At 54.2% G+C, this 20,796-nt stretch carries 22 protein-coding genes and 1 tRNA gene; 12 read left to right on the top strand and 11 right to left on the bottom strand.

What is annotated here, in order from left to right; translation table 11 throughout:
- Nucleotides 1–96: 96 nt before the first annotated feature.
- Complete coding sequence (locus tag GSQ70_RS12015; protein WP_158782761.1) at nt 97–306, top strand: hypothetical protein; 210 nt, start codon at nt 97–99, stop codon at nt 304–306.
- 63 nt (nt 307–369) lie between these two features.
- On the opposite strand, the gene GSQ70_RS12010 is transcribed toward GSQ70_RS12015, so the two are convergent.
- The 4 genes from GSQ70_RS12010 to GSQ70_RS11995 form a co-directional block, all read right to left on the bottom strand.
- On the bottom strand, nt 370–558 hold the full coding sequence (locus tag GSQ70_RS12010; protein WP_158782760.1) for a hypothetical protein: 189 nt from the start codon (nt 556–558) through the stop codon (nt 370–372).
- Nucleotides 559–1,059: 501 nt separating this feature from the next.
- On the bottom strand, nt 1,060–1,701 hold the full coding sequence (locus GSQ70_RS12005) for a hypothetical protein (RefSeq protein WP_158782759.1): 642 nt from the start codon (nt 1,699–1,701) through the stop codon (nt 1,060–1,062).
- 647 nt (nt 1,702–2,348) lie between these two features.
- A tRNA-Ile gene (locus GSQ70_RS12000) sits at nt 2,349–2,425 on the bottom strand.
- A 119-nt stretch (nt 2,426–2,544) separates the two neighbouring features.
- Nucleotides 2,545–3,342, bottom strand: coding sequence for an SDR family oxidoreductase (locus GSQ70_RS11995; protein WP_158782758.1), 798 nt, complete (start codon nt 3,340–3,342; stop codon nt 2,545–2,547).
- 285 nt (nt 3,343–3,627) lie between these two features.
- Here GSQ70_RS11995 and GSQ70_RS11990 point away from each other — a divergent pair, with 285 nt between their 5' ends.
- Complete coding sequence (locus tag GSQ70_RS11990) at nt 3,628–4,230, top strand: TetR/AcrR family transcriptional regulator (RefSeq protein WP_158782757.1); 603 nt, start codon at nt 3,628–3,630, stop codon at nt 4,228–4,230.
- A 30-nt stretch (nt 4,231–4,260) separates the two neighbouring features.
- Here GSQ70_RS11990 and GSQ70_RS11985 read toward each other — a convergent pair whose 3' ends face one another.
- A complete protein-coding gene (locus GSQ70_RS11985; RefSeq protein ID WP_158782756.1) occupies nt 4,261–5,073 on the bottom strand; it encodes an SDR family oxidoreductase in 813 nt (270 codons plus the stop codon).
- A 96-nt stretch (nt 5,074–5,169) separates the two neighbouring features.
- Here GSQ70_RS11985 and GSQ70_RS11980 point away from each other — a divergent pair, with 96 nt between their 5' ends.
- Nucleotides 5,170–6,084 carry a LysR family transcriptional regulator gene (locus GSQ70_RS11980; protein ID WP_158782755.1) on the top strand — a complete coding sequence of 305 codons (915 nt, stop codon included), beginning with the start codon at nt 5,170–5,172 and terminating at the stop codon, nt 6,082–6,084.
- Here GSQ70_RS11980 and GSQ70_RS11975 read toward each other — a convergent pair.
- A complete protein-coding gene (locus tag GSQ70_RS11975) occupies nt 6,062–6,631 on the bottom strand; it encodes a histidine phosphatase family protein (RefSeq protein ID WP_158782754.1) in 570 nt (189 codons plus the stop codon). The genes GSQ70_RS11980 and GSQ70_RS11975 overlap by 23 nt on opposite strands.
- Before the next feature lie 596 nt (nt 6,632–7,227).
- Between GSQ70_RS11975 and GSQ70_RS11970 the strand changes: the two genes are divergently transcribed.
- From GSQ70_RS11970 to GSQ70_RS11960, 3 genes are read left to right on the top strand one after another with little or no spacing between them, the layout of a single operon-like run.
- Nucleotides 7,228–8,622: an MFS transporter gene (locus tag GSQ70_RS11970; protein ID WP_158782753.1), complete on the top strand. Its 1,395-nt coding sequence runs from the start codon at nt 7,228–7,230 to the stop codon at nt 8,620–8,622.
- Nucleotides 8,623–8,669: 47 nt separating this feature from the next.
- Nucleotides 8,670–9,701, top strand: coding sequence for a LacI family DNA-binding transcriptional regulator (locus tag GSQ70_RS11965; RefSeq protein ID WP_158782752.1), 1,032 nt, complete (start codon nt 8,670–8,672; stop codon nt 9,699–9,701).
- A 10-nt stretch (nt 9,702–9,711) separates the two neighbouring features.
- Nucleotides 9,712–10,689 (top strand): nucleoside hydrolase, encoded by a 978-nt coding sequence (locus GSQ70_RS11960; RefSeq protein ID WP_158782751.1) that lies wholly within the window; start codon nt 9,712–9,714, stop codon nt 10,687–10,689.
- A 50-nt stretch (nt 10,690–10,739) separates the two neighbouring features.
- On the opposite strand, the gene GSQ70_RS11955 is transcribed toward GSQ70_RS11960, so the two are convergent.
- Together GSQ70_RS11955 and GSQ70_RS11950 are read right to left on the bottom strand one after the other, a co-directional pair.
- Nucleotides 10,740–12,227, bottom strand: coding sequence for a PepSY domain-containing protein (locus GSQ70_RS11955; RefSeq protein ID WP_158782750.1), 1,488 nt, complete (start codon nt 12,225–12,227; stop codon nt 10,740–10,742).
- Between the two features lie 82 nt (nt 12,228–12,309).
- Nucleotides 12,310–12,711, bottom strand: a complete 402-nt coding sequence (locus GSQ70_RS11950) for a DUF2946 domain-containing protein (protein ID WP_158782749.1) — start codon at nt 12,709–12,711, stop codon at nt 12,310–12,312.
- A gap of 132 nt (nt 12,712–12,843) precedes the next feature.
- Here GSQ70_RS11950 and GSQ70_RS11945 point away from each other — a divergent pair, with 132 nt between their 5' ends.
- The 5 genes from GSQ70_RS11945 to GSQ70_RS11925 all read left to right on the top strand — a co-directional run bounded on the left by GSQ70_RS11945 (nt 12,844) and on the right by GSQ70_RS11925 (nt 17,089).
- Nucleotides 12,844–13,902, top strand: a complete 1,059-nt coding sequence (locus GSQ70_RS11945) for a catalase family peroxidase (protein WP_158782748.1) — start codon at nt 12,844–12,846, stop codon at nt 13,900–13,902.
- On the top strand, nt 13,899–14,441 hold the full coding sequence (locus GSQ70_RS11940) for a cytochrome b (protein WP_158782747.1): 543 nt from the start codon (nt 13,899–13,901) through the stop codon (nt 14,439–14,441). The genes GSQ70_RS11945 and GSQ70_RS11940 overlap by 4 nt, the downstream gene beginning before the upstream one ends.
- 6 nt (nt 14,442–14,447) lie before the next feature.
- Nucleotides 14,448–14,960 carry an RNA polymerase sigma factor gene (locus GSQ70_RS11935; protein ID WP_158782746.1) on the top strand — a complete coding sequence of 171 codons (513 nt, stop codon included), beginning with the start codon at nt 14,448–14,450 and terminating at the stop codon, nt 14,958–14,960.
- Nucleotides 14,960–15,706 (top strand): anti-sigma factor, encoded by a 747-nt coding sequence (locus GSQ70_RS11930; protein ID WP_158782745.1) that lies wholly within the window; start codon nt 14,960–14,962, stop codon nt 15,704–15,706. Before GSQ70_RS11935 ends, GSQ70_RS11930 begins: the two co-directional genes overlap by 1 nt.
- Nucleotides 15,707–15,865: 159 nt before the next feature.
- Entirely contained in the window at nt 15,866–17,089 is a 1,224-nt protein-coding gene (locus tag GSQ70_RS11925) for an MFS transporter (protein WP_158782744.1), read from the top strand.
- 56 nt (nt 17,090–17,145) lie between these two features.
- Here GSQ70_RS11925 and GSQ70_RS11920 read toward each other — a convergent pair whose 3' ends face one another.
- The 3 genes from GSQ70_RS11920 to GSQ70_RS11910 all read right to left on the bottom strand — a co-directional run bounded on the left by GSQ70_RS11920 (nt 17,146) and on the right by GSQ70_RS11910 (nt 20,042).
- Entirely contained in the window at nt 17,146–17,613 is a 468-nt protein-coding gene (locus tag GSQ70_RS11920) for a YbaK/EbsC family protein (RefSeq protein ID WP_158782743.1), read from the bottom strand.
- Nucleotides 17,614–17,685: 72 nt separating this feature from the next.
- Nucleotides 17,686–18,480, bottom strand: a complete 795-nt coding sequence (gene fhuF, locus GSQ70_RS11915; RefSeq protein WP_158782742.1) for a siderophore-iron reductase FhuF — start codon at nt 18,478–18,480, stop codon at nt 17,686–17,688.
- A gap of 464 nt (nt 18,481–18,944) precedes the next feature.
- Entirely contained in the window at nt 18,945–20,042 is a 1,098-nt protein-coding gene (locus tag GSQ70_RS11910) for a GGDEF domain-containing protein (protein WP_158782741.1), read from the bottom strand.
- Nucleotides 20,043–20,303: 261 nt separating this feature from the next.
- Between GSQ70_RS11910 and GSQ70_RS11905 the strand changes: the two genes are divergently transcribed.
- Entirely contained in the window at nt 20,304–20,588 is a 285-nt protein-coding gene (locus GSQ70_RS11905; protein ID WP_158782740.1) for a DUF1435 domain-containing protein, read from the top strand.
- The last annotated feature ends 208 nt before the right edge of the window (nt 20,589–20,796 follow it).

Here is a 20,796-nt window from a genome sequence, read left to right as displayed (position 1 = left end):
AAATAAATTTTGAAAATCTGAGAGGCTTTTTATTAACAAACACCAGAGTAAAAAACGGACTAACCGCCGACGCTGGCTGGAGCGCCTTACGGAAATGTGGCCGCAGGCGTATGGCCTGAAAATCCTCAACCTCTTGCCGTGGGGATCACTGACGTCATCACGGCGGAATTTTCGAAAACCTGCGCGGGCGGTCGTGGGCCTGTGCGTTATGCCATACGCAGCTACACCATTAATATCCGCTATATTCGGGCGCTGCTCCCTTATGGGGCGCGTTACAACATCATGGTGAGCCTGGGGACGAAGTAACGGCTGAGCAGCGCGAGAGAGCCGCAGTGGTCTTTAAAGTGATGAAGATTAAAAAGACCATGTTTATTGACGAGGTATCAGCATGGTTGCACAAATAAGAAAAGCGGAAGATGCAACGCAGCGGGCAATGGGAATTACCCTGCCACCGTCTTCGGTGTACAGCAGCGTGTTGCCGCACTCGGCGATAGTCTGTGACTTCCTCAGGGAAAGGTGCGCGTCACAGACGTCCAGCGCCTGAAGTTTTTCACGCACCAGTCTGATTTCGGGCCGGATAAAACTTTTTCACTCTCTTGTGTAATGCCTGGTTTATTGTTTATTATCACGGTGTAGCCGCCGCCCTGCTACAAAAATGCGTGAGTTCCCTCTGAAAATGCGCAGGCTCGCCGGAGAGGGCCATGAACTTCCGTGATCAAACATCTGTTCATGCCATGCCCTTGCGGGCATCAAAAAAGATATTTAAACAAGCAGGAAAATGATGTATATATTAAATACATTCAGAAAAAGGATTTTTTAATGAAAGTAACCCTCTTCATAGTCTTTATAATAGCGTTAATATCTTTCCTTTATTCAATAGTGCCAAATATAGAACTAGTCTTATATGTAATATCTAATTATGGACTAAATAAAAATGAAATAGGTTACGTTATTGGGAGGCTTTCATTTTCAATCATAATGCTGATTGTATGTGTGATCTCATATAAAGAGTATAAAAAAATAAATGACCTGTAGCGGACATTGCGTCCGCTATTGAGATTAAAGTCCTGAAAAAAAGTATTCACATACTTTATCAAACTCATTTTTATTTTTTGATTTTAGGTTGCAGGCGTCGACAAACGCAGACATTTTATCTTCAACCAGAAAATACGCCAGATCTAAGTTTCCAGCCTTTCTTAGAAGGTAATATAAATAATGATTATTCTGCTCAAGTCTTCTGAATGTATAGATAGCTCTTGATGATTCAGCGCCAATAGAAAGACCCAAACCTATAACTGAACCTGCTACAATACCCTTAACAAGACCAGAAGTTACAGCTTTGCTTAGACTAATTCCTGTTAACTCTGAAACGGCAATTTTCCCAAGGAAACCCCCAGATAATTTCATCGCTTCATTTTTTAGTTTATCCTCGTCAACTTCAGACATGAATTTTTTGATAATAATAAAAATAATCCTGCTTGTTAGAGTCTTTTGAGCAATACCGTCCTTTATCAACTCAGCAATTCTGTGGTGATCATTTGCATTACTATATCTGTTTTCAGTATCAAAATACTCATAACCTAAGTATGCCAAGTTAGTAGGCAATGTTAATGCCCCTGTTAAAACAGACTTAAAAAAACCATCATTATTTATATCTAAGGACCGCAGCATCCTTCTCGCCAAACCTTCCGCATTATCCATAATGCCACCTTATAATTAACCCATAAATTGGTAATGGTATTAATTATTTTTACCATGCAAAAACCAAAAATCCAAAGAAAATCCGCTTCTGTGAGCAGTTATTTTTCCCGTAGCGCGCCTCTCGCTGAACTCACCATTTTAACACATAGTAGATAACGAACGGACAGGAAATGTTCTGTGCCATCGCCACCCGGCAGCGATGCACAAAACGCAGGTCAGTTAACGTAGTTCATCAGTCCGGGCACCCACCTGTTGAGATACATGGCAATGGCCCGTAACGGGTAGAAATGATTAAGAGCAATCGCAGAATTAACTGATCTGTCGCAGCTGTAACAATTCTTATATTTAGTGCTGATTAGAGAGAGCGACCGCAGCCATAAAGCGAAGTTTCACTGGCCGGGGATTTGCCTGTGTATGGGCGCTGAAGATTTTCCAGGCATCACTACGCGCGTACGATTCATGGCTTCCGCTGAAGCCCGATCTCATTTAAGGCAAGGGGATTGCAGCTCCGGGCAGGCACTTTCAGTGTGTGTGATAGCCGCTCAATAAGCCGCCATGATGCACCATGCTTACCGTTAGAAAATATCCCCGGCATATCCCCGAAAAAACAAAAGGGCCCGCGTTTTCACGCAAGCCCTTGATAAATTTGGTGGCCCCTACTGGACTTGAACCAGTGACCAAGCGATTATGAGTCGCGTGCTCTAACCAACTGAGCTAAGGGGCCTGAGGCGCGGGATTATAATGTAACTTGATAGTTCAATCCAGCACTTCGCCACCGGTTGGTTGTTTTTCAGGCATCAGAGCGTTTTCTGAAACTGTATGATTAACAACCTTTTCCGGCTATTACCGATGATAGCGGGAAGCCGACTCCCGGCGCGACAGGTCCGGCAGCAGCGCAGCACGGGCATCATCATAAGCCTGCCAGTTTTCCAGCTTTTCCAGCGACGGGATGGTGACGATCTCGCCCAGATCCAGTCCGGCCAGCGCCGCATCCACCATTGTTTCTACATCCATCACATTCTCAGCAGGCAGGCCATCCGCAGATATGCCTGAACGTTCAAAGATCTCGGTGCGGGTCAGACCGGGCAATACTGCCTGAACACGAACGCCGTGTGGCTTAAGTGAGGTCTCCAGCGAGCGGCTGAAGTTGAGCACGAAAGATTTAGTGCCGTTATAGACGCCATTCGCCATCTCATGAACCAGCGCCAGCACCGAGGCAATGTTGATCACTGTCCCTTTGCCACGCGCTTTAAAAGCGTTGCCAGCGGCATGCGCCAGGCGGGTAGGGGCAAGGACATTCAAGGTAATCATCGTCTGAACGCGATCAATGTCGTTATCGAGGAAATCTCCCGCCACGGCCATCCCTGCATTATTGACCAGCAGGGTGATTGCCGGATCGCTGCTCAGACGCTGCTCAACCCGCAGCAGATCTTCAGCCTGGGTCAGATCGGCGACCAGCACTTCGCTGTTGATCCCGCATTGCTGCGCAAGCTGTCCGGCCAGCGCGTTAAGTCTGGCTTGATCGCGGGCAACCAGCAGAAGATCGTAGCCACGTTCGGCCAGACGTTGTGCATAGACTGCGCCGATGCCGGAAGAAGCTCCGGTGACCACTGCGGTACCTTTTGATGAAGGCATTGCCATGATGTGCTCCTGAAGATGTGTGTCTGAGTGAGGTTACAAATATGATGGTTATCATATCTTGTGGTTTAAATATGATGATCATCATACAGGCTGTCAAGCCAGCAGACTGAGGGAAGAGAAGGCCTCCGAAGAACGAATGAGAATATAAACTATTTATAATCAACAGACTAAACCCGGAAAGACAGGATTATGGCAGACAAAATTAAATATGATGGTCATAATAATTACTTTAATAGCCGCAGCCAGTTAAGCTGGTTGTGATAAGCAACGACCGGGAAATTCACTATGCCAGAAACTGCAACTCATAAAGAACGCACCCGCCAGCGCATCCTCGATGAGGCTGCCGCGATCATGCGTGTGGTTGGCACGGAAGGGATTGGTGTGGCGGCGCTGATGAAGCGGGCTGGTCTGACACACGGCGGGTTCTATGCCCACTTTAAATCGCGCGACGATCTGGTGGCGAATGTCGTGGATCGTATGTTTATCGAAACCCGTGCCAGTCTGCAGTCGCAGATCTCTGATGGGAGCGAAGCGGAGAAACTCAGCCTGTTTATTGATATTTATCTCTCCGACGAGGCGCGAAAGGCCCCCGAACACAGTTGCCCGATGCCTTCGCTGGCCAGTGAGGCCTGCCGACTGCCCGAGGTAGCCCGCGCGCGTTTTAATCAGGGCATTCAGACCATGCAGGGCATCGTAGCTACCTCGCTGCAGGCTCTGGGGCATAAAGATCCGCAGGCGCTGGCTTCTTCGGTGCAGGCCGAGATGATTGGGGCGATGGCCCTGGCGCGGGCAATGACCGATGAAGCTCAGGCCCGTCAGGCGTTGCAGGCATCAAGATCTCAGCTTAAACGACGGCTGGGGCTGGATCGCGAGACGGCTCATGGCTGATCTCTGCGATCCTTGCCTGTTCCTCTGTAATCAGTCGATATCCGTCGACAACGCGATCTCCTTCTGCGCTTCCAGCGCGGCCAGCTTCTCCTGTAATCCGGCATGCACCAGCGTATAAGCGTCGCTGCCGAGTATCAGACGGCGCGGAGCCGGGGAGCGATCCACCGAGGCAATCATCTCGCGCACCATTTTTTTCGCATCGCCGATTTGCGGCCAGTTCTCCAGCAGGGAGCGGATGCCGCTGGTTTCATATGCCGCCAGCGGCTCAGACATCACCAGACCCTGGGTGAAGCTGGTTTGTGCGGTGCCCGGTTCAACCAGCGTGAACTCAATATTGAAGCCGGAAACCTCCTGCGCCACCGTATCGACAAAGCCTTCCATCGCAAATTTGCTGGTGTGATAGAGACTCAGGCCGGGGAAAGTAATCTGCCCGCCCATTGATGACAGCTGCAGAATACGGCCTCCGCCCTGCCTACGCAGATGGGGCAGGGCAGCGCGGATAACCTGAATGGAACCTATAACGTTGGTATTAAGCAGCTGCACGATATGCTCGTCAGCCAACTCTTCCGCCGCGCCCGCCAGTCCGTAGCCCGCATTACTGACTACCACATCAATTTGTCCCAGCTCGGTAAACGCACGGTCAATCACGTTGCGTACCTGCTGCGAATCGGTGACGTCCAGCTGCGCCACCCACAGCTGGTTGCCGTATTGCGCTTTCAGCGACTCCAGCACGGTGGGGCTGCGTAATGTTGCCGCAACGCGATCTCCGCGCTCCAGCAGACGTTCGGTCATCTCGCGGCCAAAGCCGGAGGACGTGCCGGTAATAAACCAGGTTCTGGACATCAGTTCTCTCCTCAAATAAGCGTGTCAGATAACCTTACGCTCTGATAATTGATGCTACTATCCGTTTAATCATGCATAAGCTGGTGAAAATTACCCATGAATCAACCCCCCGATTTGAACTCCCTGAATGCCTTTATGCTGGTCGCTACCCGGCGCAGTTTTCGTCAGGCTGCCGATGAGCTTGGTCTTTCACCGTCAACTCTCAGCCACATGCTGCGCGCGCTGGAGCAGAAAATGGACGTGCGACTGCTGCACCGCACCACGCGCAGCGTCTCGCCCACTGAAGCCGGTGAAAAGCTGCTTGCCAGTTTGCGCCCGGTGCTGCGGGATCTGGACAGCGCACTGGCCTCGCTGGAGGATTTTCGCCAGCAGCCCGCCGGAACGTTGCGTATCAACGCCAGTGAGAGCGCTGCCCGCCAGCTGTTGCAGCAGGCCGTGCCGGTTTTCCTGCAACGTTATCCGGCGGTGACGGTTGATCTGGTAACCGAAGGGCGGCTGATCGATATCGTCAGCGAGCAGTTTGATGCCGGGGTCAGGCTGCTGGAGGATGTGCCGCAGGACATGATAGCCGTACCATTGGGCAGGGAAGTCCGCTTTCTGGCGGTCGCGGCACCAGGGTATTTGCGGCAGCATGGCACGCCCGCCACGCCTGATGCTTTACGACAGCACCAGTGCATTCGTTTTCGTCTGCCAAGCGGCAAGCTCTATCGCTGGGAGTTTTCCCGTCGTGGGGTGGAGCAGGTTATCGAGCCGCCAGGGGCGCTGATGCTGGACCATCTGGAGTTAATGGCCGAAGCAGCCGTTGCCGGATTGGGTATTGCCTATCTGCCGGACAGCGTGGCGAAGCCCTGGTTACGGGCGGGTAAGTTGACGGCGCTGTTGGAGGAGTGGAGCCCGCCTTATCCGGGGCTGGCAATCTACTATCCCGGCCACCGGCATGTTCCGGCGGCGTTAAGGGCATTTATTGACGTGGTGAAATCTTTGGCGGTTACTTCACCCGTGGCGGAATAAACGGTGGGTGATAAATAGCAGTGCTCCAGTGGCGGCTGCTGGCATGTTTCTCAGCCAGCCAGCCCTCTTTGCGCAGCTGACGGGCAATCATTTTATTCATGATCCCGTGTCCAAGCAGCAGCACGTTGCCGTGACGGGAGAGCTCAATCAGACGGGCAGCAGCCTGTTTTGCCCGCAGCTCGGCTTGCTGCAAGGATTCTACCGATCCGGAATACCCACATAGCCAAAGCAGGCGGAGCAGCAAGAGCCAGAACGAAGGCGGAAGGTGAGGATAGCCCAGCCGCATCACCGGCAGTGAAACTTCGCTAAACAGCGCATCCACCGAGGCCGGCTCCAGTCCCAGCTTCGCCAGCGAAGAACGGGCGCGGGGCAGCGGACTGGTGACGATATAATCTGCCATGGCCGCAGCATGCTGGCTCCTGTCCGGCGGCACATCTTCCACCTGTGATAAATCATAGGCTTCACACCACTGCTCCATCGCCAGAGCAGGCAGGCAGCCACCGGAAGGGTGATCGGGTTTACCGTGTCGCATCAGGATGATTGTCATCGCTTTTTCCCCGGCTTTTTTTTCAGAGTAAATGTCGCTGTGACTTAAAACAAATGGCGCAGCCCGTTTTCAGACCAGGCCGCCCTGCCATGTTTAGTCATCCTGCTGAAATAAAACGCTGTTTAGATGGTAGCCGCCAGAGCCGGTAAAAGTGTGAGTAAAAATTCGACTTTAGTGAAGGTTTGTCGCAGTGTTTTCGTGTGAGTTTTGATCATTAAAAATCATGAAAGCATTAACGTTATGTAAAATATGATTTTTTGTTTTTGTGCGCGGATTGAAATGTGAAGTAGATCTAATTTATTTGAGGTGATCGCTTGCTTTATCTACGCGCGTAGATACAATGAGCGCGTTGTCAAAATTCACGGTGCCTGATGTTTTTCTGCTCCAGTGAAGGTCACCTTTGTTTCACGTTATCAATACGACTGGTTACGAAAACTGGCGGACGGGAAGCGAACAGAACTCACCCCAACACCAGGGAACCAGTTACTGACCTTTTAGCATGGCTCAGCAAAAGAACGTCCTCACTGGCGAATTTTCCTGCGATATCAGGAAGCCAGGCAGGGCAAAAATAAGAATCCTCATCAGGGAATTTTTTAATGTCCACACAACAAAGCATCCGGCAAGAGGCTTCGCTGTCCGCACACTCTGCGGCAGATGAACGCCTTGCCACCACGGAAGGGCGCAAGGATTTCTGGCGGGCAACCGTCTCATGCTGGCTGGGAACCGCCATGGAGTATGCGGATTTCGCGCTCTACGGCCTGGCTGCCGGCATTATCTTTGGCGATGTTTTCTTTCCTGAAGCCACCCCTGCAATGGCGCTCCTCTCCAGTTTTGCGACCTGGTCCGTTGGCTTTATTGCCCGCCCGATTGGCGCGCTGTTCTTCGGCTGGCTGGGCGACCGTAAGGGCCGTAAGGTGGTGATGGTGTCCACCATCATCCTGATGGGGGCCTCTACCACGTTAATCGGTTTGATCCCCAGCTACGCCTCAATTGGTCTCTGGGCACCCGCTTGTCTGGTGGCCCTGCGCTTCAGCCAGGGCTTCGGCGCGGGAGCAGAACTCTCCGGCGGCACGGTGATGCTGGGCGAATATGCCCCGGCTGAAAAACGTGGTCTGGTCTCTTCCATCATTGCGCTCGGCTCCAACAGCGGCACGCTGGTCGCCTCCCTTGTCTGGCTGGCTGTGGTGCAGATGGATCAGCATCAGCTTCAGGAGTGGGGCTGGCGTATTCCTTTCCTCTGCAGCTCGCTGATTGCGCTGGTCGCCCTGTGGATCCGCCGTCATCTGAAGGAAACGCCGGTCTTCGAACGGAAAAAAGAGGAATTGCTCGCGGAACGCACCGGCCTGCAAAAGGCTCAGCCACAGCCGGTGGATACCCGCAGCTTCCTGCAGCGCAGTCGCTCTTTCCTGGTGATGGTTGGCCTGCGTATTGGCGAAAACGGTCCCTCCTATCTCGCCCAGGGCTTCATCATCGGCTATGTGGTTAAAGTGCTGACGGTGGATAAATCCGTTGCCACCACCGCGGTGTTTATCGCTTCGCTGCTGGGTTTCCTGATCATTCCTTTTGCCGGCTGGTTGTCTGACCGCTTTGGCCGACGTATCACTTATCGCTGGTTCTGTCTGCTGCTGATCCTCTATGCGTTCCCGGCCTTTATGCTGCTGGACTCCCGTGAACCGGTAATCGTGATCTCGACTATCGTGGTGGGGATGGGGCTGGCTTCTTTAGGCATCTTTGGCGTGCAGGCGGCCTGGGGCGTGGAGATGTTCGGTGTGAATCATCGCTATACTAAGATGGCGACCGCGAAAGAGCTGGGTTCAATCCTTTCCGGCGGCACGGCACCACTGGTAGCCGCGGCGCTGCTCTCCTGGACCGGTCACTGGTGGCCGATTGCCACCTACTTTGCGGGAATGGCAGCGATTGGTTTCCTGACCACCTTTGTGGCACCGGAAACGCGGGGACGTGATCTTAATGCGCCGGAAGATGCAATCTGATGTCAACCGGCCTGCGGGCCGGTTAATGATCTTTACAAGGCGGAAATTTGGCAAAAAATAGCTCCAGGCGGGCAACCCGGGCCGATGTGGCACGGGAAGCTGGAACCTCCGTCGCGGTGGTCAGTTACGTGATCAATAATGGTCCGAGGCCGGTTGCGGAAGCAACGCGGCTTCGCGTGCTTGAAGCGGTAAAGAAAACAGGCTACCGGCCGAACAGCGTCGCACGGGCGCTGGCCTCCGGCACCAGCAAAACCTACGGGCTGGTGGTACCGAATATCTCCAATGCGTTTATCGCTTCCTTTGCTCATGCATTGCAGCAGGAGGCTTCCCGGTCCGGTATGGTCATGCTGCTGGGCGATGCCGGTGACAGCCGTAAGCGCGAGCTGGAACTGATCAATAATCTGCTGAGCCAGCAGGTCGATGGACTGTTTTATAATAGTGTCGATCGCCATCCCTATATTGATGTGATTCAGGCCAGCGGCACGCCGCTGGTGATGCTGGACCGTGTCGATCCTGCCCTCAACGTCAATATCCTGCGGGTTGATGAGCGCGAAGCCGCTTATCAGGTTACTGCCCACTTGCTCAGCCACGGCTACCAGCAGGTGGGGATCATCTGCGGGCCGCTGGAAATGTTCAACACGCAGGATCGTCTGTCCGGCTGGCGTCAGGCGCTGGCCGACTTTGACGTGAAGGAGCATGCAGAGTGGATATTTCCCACCACCTATACCCGCGATGGCGGTTATCAGGCGGCGAAGAAGATGCTGCAGGCAGGAAATATTCCCCGCGCACTATTTGCCACCAACGAAACGCAGGCCATTGGCTGCATTCGTGCGTTGGCAGAACACGGAATTACGGTACCGGAGCAGGTTGCTCTGGTCTGTTTTAACGGAACGGATCAGTCAGCGTTTCATGTCCCTTCACTGACTACCGTCCGGCAGCCGGTGGAGGAAATGGCGAAGAAAGCCATCGAGATGCTGTCAGCCAGGGAAGGCGAAGTCCAGCTGAGTGAGTTTGCTCATCAGCTACAGATAGGCGAATCCTGCGGCTGCGCCTTCAGAGCCTGCGCCGCCGGAAAATAATAAGATAAAAATGAAACGATTAATTATTGATTGTGACCCAGGAAATGGCATCACCGGTGCGAACGTGGATGACGGCCTGGCGCTTGCGCTGGCCTTAGGCTCAGCAGATATTTCGCTGGAGCTGGTCACTACTGTGGCAGGCAATACTCCCAGTGATACCGGCTTTAACGTGGCGAAAGATCTGGTGGAGCGGCTGGGCCTGAATGTGCCGGTGCACAAAGGCGCGGAGCGGGCACTGGCGGAAGCGCCGGAACCGTGGCGTGAGGCGCTGGATAACCGGGTCCACAGCTCACAACTGGCCCATCTCTGGCAGGGTATCCGTTCACCGGAGGTTCATCAGGCACCTGATGAAGACGCCGCCGATGCGATTGGTAAGCTGATTTGCGCTAATCCGGGAAAAATCACCCTGGTGGCGATTGGCCCGCTGACTAATGTGGCACTGGCAATGGAGCGCTATCCGGAAATGATTGATGCGGTGCAGGAAATCGCCATTATGGGCGGCGTTTTTGCGCTGGATGATTTTATCAAGGACACCAATTTCGGGCTCGATCCGGAAGCGGCTCAGCGGGTGCTGACCAGCGGAGCCACCCTGACGCTGGTGCCGATGGATGTGACTACCCAGACGCTGTTGACTCATAAGGATTTGGACCGCTTTGCGAAAATTGACACCACGCTGGCAAAGTTTGTTTGTGAAACGCTGCGACCGTGGCTGGATTACTCCATTCAGACCCGCAACCTGCCGGGCTGCTGGATCCACGACGCGCTGGTTGTGGCCTGGCTGATTAATCAGCGGGTAGCAACTGCCGCCGATTACTATGTTGACGTGGAGCTGCGGCCGGGGATGACGCGGGGTAAATCCTGGCGCTTCCGGCCACCACTACGGGTTGATGTGGCTGTTGGTGAACCCACGGGTGGATTGGTGCATGTGCTGCAAACGGTAGATAATCAGTTGCTGGTAGGGATGCTGGAGCAGGCGTTAAAAGGATAACGCCTCAGGGTGCGCATTGATGCGCACCAGCTATAAACACCAGTGAAGCATCAGGCTTGTGCGACCTTCGTCGCCCGCTGCCAGCGCAGGGCATCAATCACCAGCAACACCAGCAGGCTTACCCCCATCACCGGCAGGCTCAGTGCCAGCGTGACAGTACACACCAGCAGTAAAAAGCGGGCGCTGATCGACAGCTTACGCCAGCAGTACCACAGCGTTTCTGCCGGATGCGCACCCTGGCCAGCGGCAGGACGGCGCAGCCACCACAGGCGATAGCCCATCACAATCATTACGCACAGTCCCAGGCCGAAGAATGCCAGCAGTAACTGATTAGGCAGGCCAAACAACACCCCCATATGTGCATCCACGCCCCAGCGGGTCAGTTTCGCCAGCAGGCCAAATTGGGCAAATTCCACCTTGTCCACCACGCGGAAGCTGTTTGGATCCACTGCCACGCTGTCCACCTGGGTGGGCCAACTGCGATCAATCTCGCTGACGATCCATGCTTTGTCCGCCCTCCAGGCAGGACGGATCTCAATTTTCCCGGCGTTAATTCCCGCTGCACGGGCTGCTTTCACCACCCCATCAAACTGTGCAGGTAAAATCCTGACGGCAGGATTGTTCTCCGGCATGCCTGCCATCATGTGTTCAGCATGCTCATCCGCAGGCATCTTCATGGCAGGCATACTGTGCCCGGCGTGTTTGTCGGCAGGCATCTCCATTCCTGGCATACTCTCCCTTTCAGCGGGCTGCTGTGGGCTCAGAACGGTATTCACTGAAGGCGTCAGCCAGCCAAAATGCGCACGCATGGCGGAGATATTGTCCCCGGCCCAGCGCGACCAGGTCAGGCCGGTGGCGGAGAAGAACAGCAGTCCCAGCACCAGCACCAGACCCAGCGTGGTATGCCAGTAGCGGTTACGCAGGATTTGCTGTCCGCGCGACTTTTTGTTGCCTTTTACCGCGCGCGGCGAACGGCTGGTGGCCCACATCAGCACGCCGCCCAGTGCGGCAACCCATAGCCAGCTGGCTGCCAGTTCACTGTAGTTTCTGCCGAGGTCGCCCAGCAGCAGATTACGGTGCAGGTAATCCAGCCAGGTGCGGAAGGGCAGCACGCCGCTGGTGCCATAAACATCCAGCATCCCGCGGATTTCCAGGGTATTTGGGTCGATAAATACCGCTGTGGTTTCCGAAGGGCCGGAGTGTGGCGTGGTGAACATCACGCGGGTGGTTTCACCGGGTTGGGGAGCAGGGCGAACCGCAGAGATTTTCACCCTATGGCCGATAAACTCTTCCGCCACTCTGATTTGATCGGCAAGAGGCTTAGCGGGGCCGCTGGCAGGTTTAGTGAATAACTGATGAGCGTATAGCGCGTTCTCCAGCTGTGGCGTCAGAACATACAGCGTTCCGGTCAGGGCGGCGATAAAGATAAACGGGCCAATAAACAGGCCAATATAAAAATGCAGACGATGCAGTAGCGGCATTAACGCACTGCGTGTTTGTGAGGCGCGGGCAGGCTGCGCCAGAGTTTTTTCTGACATATTTATTCCATCCGCCTGTTTCCAGGCATGAGCAGGTGGCTGTCGTTTTACGACGGCATATTTTTGGATTAAGTCTTGAAGCTCAGTACGCCGGTGGGGCGCGGGGATGGAAAAAACGAGGAATAAACCGGGCAACTGCCGGGCGGAATAGCGGCAGATTGGGAGGCTTTGCCGCCTGTAATGAGGACCACAGCGGCGGCAGGCTGGTCAGGTCCAGCGGCAGGTGTGCCAGCAGAACGCAGTAACCACAGGCGCTGTCTTCCATCATCGACACCGGATGATGCTGCAACATCCGGGCATGTTCAGCCGGGGTCATCTCCATCATCGGCATGTCATCCATTGCCATACCCGTCATGGTCATCATCATCGCGGCGTGACGTGCAGGCGTCTGCTCCAGTGATTTGGAGATCACCGGGGCGATAAACAGCAGCAGTATGGCAGACAGGCCAAGCCAGGCCGCAAAACGGCTGGGTGACCGTTGCATCCTTAAAAGCGACAACCCTGAACACCCTGTGTCAGAAATGAACGGCGGGGATTGTAGCAAAAATATTTTTTTCCGGAGGGAATAAAACGGTCACTGGTTCGTTTTATCTGCTCATCAGCACAACTGTGAGCAATGACTATGAAGCAATCGTCTCCTTTATCGCGCCTTTTGCGCTTCGCCCTTGTGGGCGGCATCCCGATCCTGCTGGCGATCCTGTTTTTATGGGCCGGTGGCTGGCTCAGCCCGCAGCGCCTGACTGCCGGAAAGCTGGTAGATACGCTGCAAAGTGGTCCGGGCGAGAAGCCGGGCTTCCGGCGCAACCATGCCAAGGGGTTGTGCGTTATTGGCGAGTTTGATGCCAACGGTAATGCCAGTGTCTTGTCGAAAGCCGCTCTGTTTGCACCAGGAAAAACGCCGGTAACCGGTCGTTTCGCCATCGCCGGAGGCAACCCGGATGCGCCTGATTTTGCGGTACCCATCCGCAGTATGGCGCTGGCCTTCACCTCTCCTTCAGGCCAGCAGTGGCGTACCGGGATGAATGCGATGCCGTTTTTCCCGCTGCCGACTCCGGAAGCCTTCTATGAACAGCTGGTCGCCAGTAAACCCGATCCGGCTACCGGCAAACCCGATCCGCAAAAGATGCAGGCTTTTGTGGCTAAGTACCCAGCAGTGAAGGTTTTCGGTGCCTGGGCGCAGAAGTATGTCCCTTCCGGCAGCTGGGCAGTTGACCGCTATAACAGCCTTAATGCCTTCAATTTTATCGATAAAAACGGCCAGAGCCATCTGGTGCGCTGGAGCATGGTGCCGCAACAGGCGTGGCAGCCGATTTCCGAAAGTGACCATCAGAATAAAGATTTCCTGCAGCAGGATCTGGTGAAAAGACTGGCGCAGGGGCCGCTGAAATGGGACCTGATCGTTACCGTGGCGCAGGCAGGTGATGCCAGTAACGATGCCAGCAAATTGTGGCCTGCCGATCGCCAGACGATTAATGCCGGGACGCTGATGCTGAACAGTACGGTTCCGCAGGAAGGCGGCCCGTGCAACAACATCAATTATGACCCGCTGATCCTGCCGGACGGCATTGCTGCCTCTGACGATCCACTGCTCAATGCCCGTTCAGCCGCTTACGCCAAATCCTATAACCGCCGGACTCAGGAAGAGGCGCATCAGGCGCCAGGAGAGCATCTATGAAACAGGTCACGCATTTTCATCCTGCACTGCGCGTGCTGCACTGGCTGATGGCCGCCGCTATCCTGAGCATGTTATTTATAGGCGTGGCGATGGTCGCCACCGTTTCCTCGCTGCATGGCCTGCTGGTGGCCATTCACAAACCGCTGGGCGTGGCGATTTTGCTGCTGGTGCTGGTTCGCTTGTGGTTGCGTTTCACTACTGCCACACCGCCGCTGCCTGCTTCGATCCCCTCGGTGCAGAAAGCGCTGGCGCATCTTTCCCACTGGGTGCTTTACGGACTGATGCTGGTGCAACCTGTGATTGGCTGGGCAATGCTCTCGGCGGCGGGCTATCCTGTGAGTTTAGGGCCAGATTTTCTGTTGCCGCCCATCACGCCGGTCAGTAACGATCTCTATGCCGTTCTGCGTCCGCTGCACAGCTGGGTGGCGCTGCTGCTGTTTGCGATGGTGATGTTGCATCTGGCCGCAGCACTGTTGCACGGGCTGATATTGCGTGATGGCGTGTTCAGCAGTATGTCCGGGTATAAACGACGGGGATAATGCGTTATGCCACCGCTGACGGATGCACAGATTCGTGAAGTGATGCCACATTTGCAGCGGTTTGCGCTGTGGCTGACCCGCAACCCCCACGCTGCGGAAGACCTGGTGCAGTCCTGCCTGACCAAAGCCCTGAGCCGCTGGCGTGGTTATCAGGGTGAGGAAAGCTTGCGGGCGTGGCTGTTTGCCATTCTCTACCGGCAGTTTATTGACGGTGAGCGTCGCCGCAAACGTTATCAGCGCCTGCTCAACTTTTTCACCGGCGAGGAGCAGGGCAGCAGCGAAACCGCTGAAACGCTGGCGATCACCGATGAGACGCTGGCGCAGTTTGCGCGGCTGTCGGCCGATGCCAGAGCGCTGTTGCTGATGATAAACTATGAAGGGATGAGCTATCAGGAAGCGGCTGTAGCGCTGGATATCCCGGTCGGGACGGTGATGTCACGCCTTTCGCGGGCGAGAAAGCAGCTGCACCACTATCTGGAAGGTAAGGCCCCTTCTGTCGCATTAAGGAGACTGAAATAGTGCGCGAGCAACCCGAAGAAGCAGAACTGCACGCCTGGCTTGACGGCGAGGCGGATGCTGAAACGGCCCGGCGAGTGGAGCGCTGGCTGGTGGAAAATCCCCAGGCTGCGGCGGAAGTTGAAGGCTGGCGTTGCGATGCCCGGCAGCTACGGCTGGCCCTGCATCAGCAGGAGCAGCTGATGGAAACGCCTCAGCCCGCTCAGCTGCGTCAGCATGTGCGGCAGAAACGGCAGTGGAAGATGGTAGCCGCTTGCGCACTGGTACTGACTCTCAGCCTTGGCGGCTGGTCTGGCTGGCAGTTGAAGAATGCCCAGCTGCTGGCAGGGCATCTGCCGATGGAAGATGCGGTGCAGGCTTATAAATTGTTTGGCTCTGAAACTGCCGCAAATCTGGACGTGGTGCCGGGCAACAGCGGTGAACTGACAACATGGGTACAACGTTACTTTATCAACGGTACGCTGCCGCCCAACCTTGAGCAGTTTGGCTTCCGGCTGTTGGGAGCAAGGCTGATGGCAACGGATAACGGCCCCGCGGCGCTGGTGATGTACCAGGATCCGCAGGGTACCAAAGTGGCCTGGTATATTCGCCCCATCGAACCGGTAAAGTTGCCACACGGCGAACGGCAGGACAGCGATCTGATGGCGCAATACTGGAGCGATAATCACTATAACTATGCGCTGGTCTCGCCAGCCTCAGCTGGGGGCGTGGATAATATGCGCGAGGCGATCCGGCAGTCCACCAGTTAATAATGCATTTATGAAGCAGCTGAAACAGCTGCTTACAGCCTGAAGTAAAGACTGACAAATGTGCCGGGATGGCTATCTTCTTACATGCTATAAACAAATGATTAACATTTCACCGGCCCGCCGTTCGGGCTGTGGCAGTCTGTAAGACAGGATAACCCTATGTTCAACTGGACCCCGACCCAGCGCAATGTGGCCTTTGCCAGTTTTGCCAGCTGGACGCTGGATGCGTTTGACTTTTTCATACTGGTCTTCGTATTAAGTGATTTAGCCGCTAATTTTCATACAGAAATTTCAGATATCTCCATTGCCATCATGCTGACCCTGGCAGTGCGCCCGGTCGGCGCTCTGGTGTTTGGCCGGCTGGCTGAAAAATATGGCCGTCGCCCAATCCTGATGGTCAATATCGTGCTGTTCTCCCTGTTTGAACTGCTTTCCGCATGGTCGCCAACGCTGGGCGCGTTCCTCGCCTTCAGGGTGATTTATGGCGTGGCGATGGGCGGTATCTGGGGCGTGGCCTCGTCACTGGCAATGGAAACCATCCCTGACCGTTCGCGCGGCATGATGTCCGGCATTTTCCAGGCGGGCTACCCGGCGGGTTACCTGCTGGCTTCAATCATCTTCGGCCTGTTCTACAGTATGGTCGGCTGGCGCGGTATGTTCCTGATTGGCGCGCTGCCGATCCTGCTGTTGCCCTTTATTTACTTCAAAGTACCGGAATCGCCGGTCTGGCTGGCGGCGAGAGAACGCAAAGAGAGCACCGCGCTGTTGCCGGTGCTGCGAAGTCACTGGAAGCTCTGCATCTATCTTGTGCTGCTGATGGCCTGCTTTAACTTCTTCAGCCACGGAACGCAGGATCTCTACCCGACGTTCCTGAAGGTGCAGCACGGCTTTGACCCGCATACGGTCAGCATTATCGCGATTTGTTACAACATTGCGGCAATGCTGGGTGGGGTGTTCTTCGGAACGCTGTCGGAGAAAATTGGCCGTAAGAAAGCGATGATCATTGCTGCCTTCCTGGCGCTGCCAGTGCTGCCGCTGTGGGCTTTCTCTACCGGTTCAGTGATGATTGGCGTGGGCGCTTTCCTGATGCAGTTTATGGTGCAGGGCGCGTGGGGCGTGGTGCCGACCTACCTGACCGAGCTGGTTCCCGCCAATACCCGTGCGGTGCTGCCTGGTTTTGTCTACCAGTTGGGGAACCTTATTGCCTCGGTTAACGCCACGCTGCAGTCACGCATTGCGGAAGCGCACGGCAATAACTACGGGCTGGCAATGGCGATTGTGGCCGGAACCGTGGCGGTGCTGATCTGCGTGTTTGTGGCCTTTGGCCGGGAAACGCGGGGAGTGGAAATTTCTGCGAAGGTTGAGGAGCAGAGGCCGGCTTAAAACTTAGCAGGTGAGTGCCCGGGGAACTCAATGTTGGGTTCCCCCGACAGCCTGCGTCAGCCAGGGAGCTGGCAGACATCCACCCAGGTGGCTTCGGTCAGTTCCGCCATCAGCTGCGGCGTAATACGCACCGCGCTGTGAACCGAACCTGCCGCGGGCAACACCTCATCATAATGCTTCAGTGAAACGTCGCAGAATACCTGTAGCGGTGTTTCCAGGCCGAACGGACAGACGCCGCCAACGGGATGCCCGGTCCAGTTTACCACCTCATCCGTGCTCAGCATCCGGGCTTTGGAACCCAGCGTCTCCTTCAGCTTACGGTTATCAAGGCGGGCATCACCGCGGGTGACAATCAGCACCACCCGATCTTTTACCTTCAGCGACAGCGTCTTGGCAATCTGCCCCGGCTCAACGTGGTGCGCCCTGGCGGCCAGCTCAACGGTGGCGGTGCTTTCAGGTAGTTCAATAATGCCAATGTCAGGGGCGCGCTCGGCAAAGAATTGCCGTACAGACTCCAGGCTCATGCTTATCTCCCTCTTTCAGAGCGGATAAAGCTGCCACAGAACAGGCGGGTTTGTAAACGGGAACCAATGAAATCAGACAGGATTCAGCGTGCAGTTGCCGCAACGTTGAACATCTGGCAGACGGTAGCGCTGGCAGCAGGTGCGACGCTGCATGTCTCCGTCGCGCGGCAGCATGGTGCGGTAGAAAGGATTATCAGAGCCATCCAGCAGGGTGCGGGAGAAGAAAAGGGCATGTTCCAGCTCGGTCCGCAGCTTTTCGCCGATCAGCGGGGCAATTTCACCAAGGAACCAGTACAGCGCAAAGCCGGTGTTGCTCCAGATCAGCTTGGCGTTGATATCGCCATGCTGCTCAATGCCGCTGACCACCGGGATCAGATGGTGCTGGATCAGCCGGTCCAGGCGACGGTGTGGGCTGAGATAACGTGCTTCTTCATCTTCACGCACGTCAAACCAGAAGGTGGCCGGACGGCCGGTTTCATGAAACTCAACGTGGCAATGTTCCGGTGAGATATCCAGGGCGCGGTTTTCCAGCAGCAACGCCATGATCATTGGCGGCATCACCAGCCCGAGGTACCACTGCGCCCAAAGTGACTGCAGCGGCTTGTTTTCGCGCTCCATCTCGCCATGCTCGCGGTAGATGTAATCACCGTAAAGCTGGTTAAGACGGGCAAAGCTCTGCGGTTCAGACCAGCGGTTCAGCGTCATGCAGCTGGCGGGGGCTTCTTCACCCAGCCTGATCGTGTCGAGGAAATAAGCACGGTGCTCGCTGAACAGAGCGCGCAGCGAAGTCGCCAGCGATCGATTGCTCTGCAAAAAGATCAGCGGGTAGGAACCATACTCAGATGCCTGACGAACAATCGTGGTCATGGGGTATCCAGGTTAAACCGAAGTACAAAAACAAATGATAATCGTTCTTGATTCTATCTGAGGGCCACCGGACAAACAAGCGCCAATAAGTGCGATGTTATAAAGGCGTGATCGTGAGCGGGGCAGCGCGGCGCCCCGTGATTATCCCTGCTGCTAAAGTGGACAAAGCACATAGTTCCGTCAGGGAAATTAATCCATTTTCCACTAAGGGTCAGAAGAAATTAATTCCTGAATTTGGGAATAATATTAAATTTCAGCACAAGAAGTCATGTATTCAGCCACTCTTTCCCTTATTCAGAGATGATTTTAATTAAGTGCTGACATTTCATTCGCGCAGGTAATGTTTCAGGCAGTATTTTTCAGGGGGAATGATTTCTGAAATAGCGGGAGTGCTGGGGTTTGAATTAAGTTAAAATATAAATATCTGGAATGAATAGGCCCGAAAGTATCGGGCCGTGACTTTATTACACCGCATCCACAGACTGGCTCATGCTGCTTTTGGCTATATCTTCATAAGAGAGGATATTATTTCGCCCGCGATTCTTCGCCAGATAGAGTGCCCGGTCGGCATTAGCCAGTGCGCCGTCAAAGTCCTCTTCAAACATCGGGGCGAAGCCCGCGCTGATGGTGACATGCGTGGCGACCCGATCGTTGAAGCGATGCGGGATTTCAAGGTCCAGCACATACTGGCGTATCCGTTCAGCCAGCTTGCGTGCAATCGACTCGTTGACGTTGGTCAGCAGCACCAGAAACTCCTCGCCGCCGTAGCGCGTCACGATATCGCGCGAGCGCACCGCATCACGAATGGCAACGGAGACTCTCGCCAGCGCCTGATCGCCCATTGCATGACCATAGTTGTCGTTATAGGCCTTGAAATGATCGATATCCAGCAGCAGCACAAAGTGGCTCCCTGCGTGATTGTCGAGGATATTCTCCAGCCGGTTTTTCAGACCACGGCGGTTGTACAGGCCGGTCAGTGGATCGAGCATGCTCAAATCACTGTAGGTCTCTTTCTCTTCATACAACTGGCGCATCAGGCGACGGGTGAACATATCCCGGCGACGTAACATCAGATGATGCAGTGTAGACCCAATCAGAGGTAGGGAAATTGTGAATAAAATCAACAGAGTATTCTGTCCGTGATCCAGCACAATCACCGCCACAGAAGGCGGAGCGGTATGCAGACAGAAAGCCAGCAGGTGATCGCCCAGCGCAATAGCACTGATAAAGAACACGCTAATCAGGCTGATCACCAGAAAGCTGCTGTCAAAATAAAAGACTAATTCATACTTAAGGACAATTTGCCATGTCCACAGCAATCCGGTTATTACCGCAACAATATTTAATAGCGGGAATTTGTGCTGTGGCCTTAAAAGCATCCACAACAATAACACCGTGCTGAGAACGGCAATGATCAGCGTTGGGGTGGTAAAGGTGAAAGCCGGGTTTTTTCCATTACTACAAAAACTAAATAAAGACGTAGCTGTGTTTAAAAAAAGAAATAGCATCAGCGACAGCCGATGCTTGCTGTGAAGCAATTCATCATAGCTTTGTAATTTCATTATTTTCTACTCATGACTGCCCTGAATAGCACACGGCGGTAACCCGAATTGCCGGTCTATTTTGTGCCTGGAATAGTTTAGTGCTGTTATTATTTGAATTTTCTTAATAATAATGCATCCCCAATTTATCACTTAACAAACTTACTGTCATCAGGGGGCGTAAGGTTTCAACTCCCCTGCAACAATTTTTGCTGCAAAATGATAAATATTCTTATATGCTATTGGTAATCATTATCATTTAAAGCGATGTGGGATAAGACAATGCTGATAGCGATGGTCACCGCATGTGGACTTTGGGGAGTGAGCTGGATGTTTGGAAAACGACTGGATAGCGCCTGGGGCGTGCTGCTACCTTGCGCACTGATGCCGCTGATCTCGCTGATGAAGCTCTCCTTCACCGAATGGCGCGTGGTGATGGTCATTGCGCTACTGGCCACGGTGGTCATGCTTTATCATAAACGGCTGCGCCACTATCTGCTGTTGCCTTCTTGCCTGGCGCTGGCTGGCGGTATGGCGGCGATCTCAATCAATTTCGGTACGTTGTGATCGGGGACGTTAAGTCAGAAACCTCGCGCTCAGAAAATCAGCCCGGATAACTCAGATGCGTTGTAAAAGAAAATCAGTCCGGGTAAGCCAGATGCGCGTAAAAGAAAATCGGTCAGGCTGAATCAGATATTTTGTAATCAGAAGGATAGCTGAGGGACGTGACAGGGAAGTGGGTCTTACAGATTTGTTCGGGAAGAGAAAATCAACA

Source organism: Pantoea sp. BAV 3049 (assembly GCF_009765445.1).
Taxonomy (GTDB): domain Bacteria; phylum Pseudomonadota; class Gammaproteobacteria; order Enterobacterales; family Enterobacteriaceae; genus Erwinia.
Note: the sequence above shows the minus strand (reverse complement) of the source record. Positions and strands in the feature narration are given on the sequence as shown.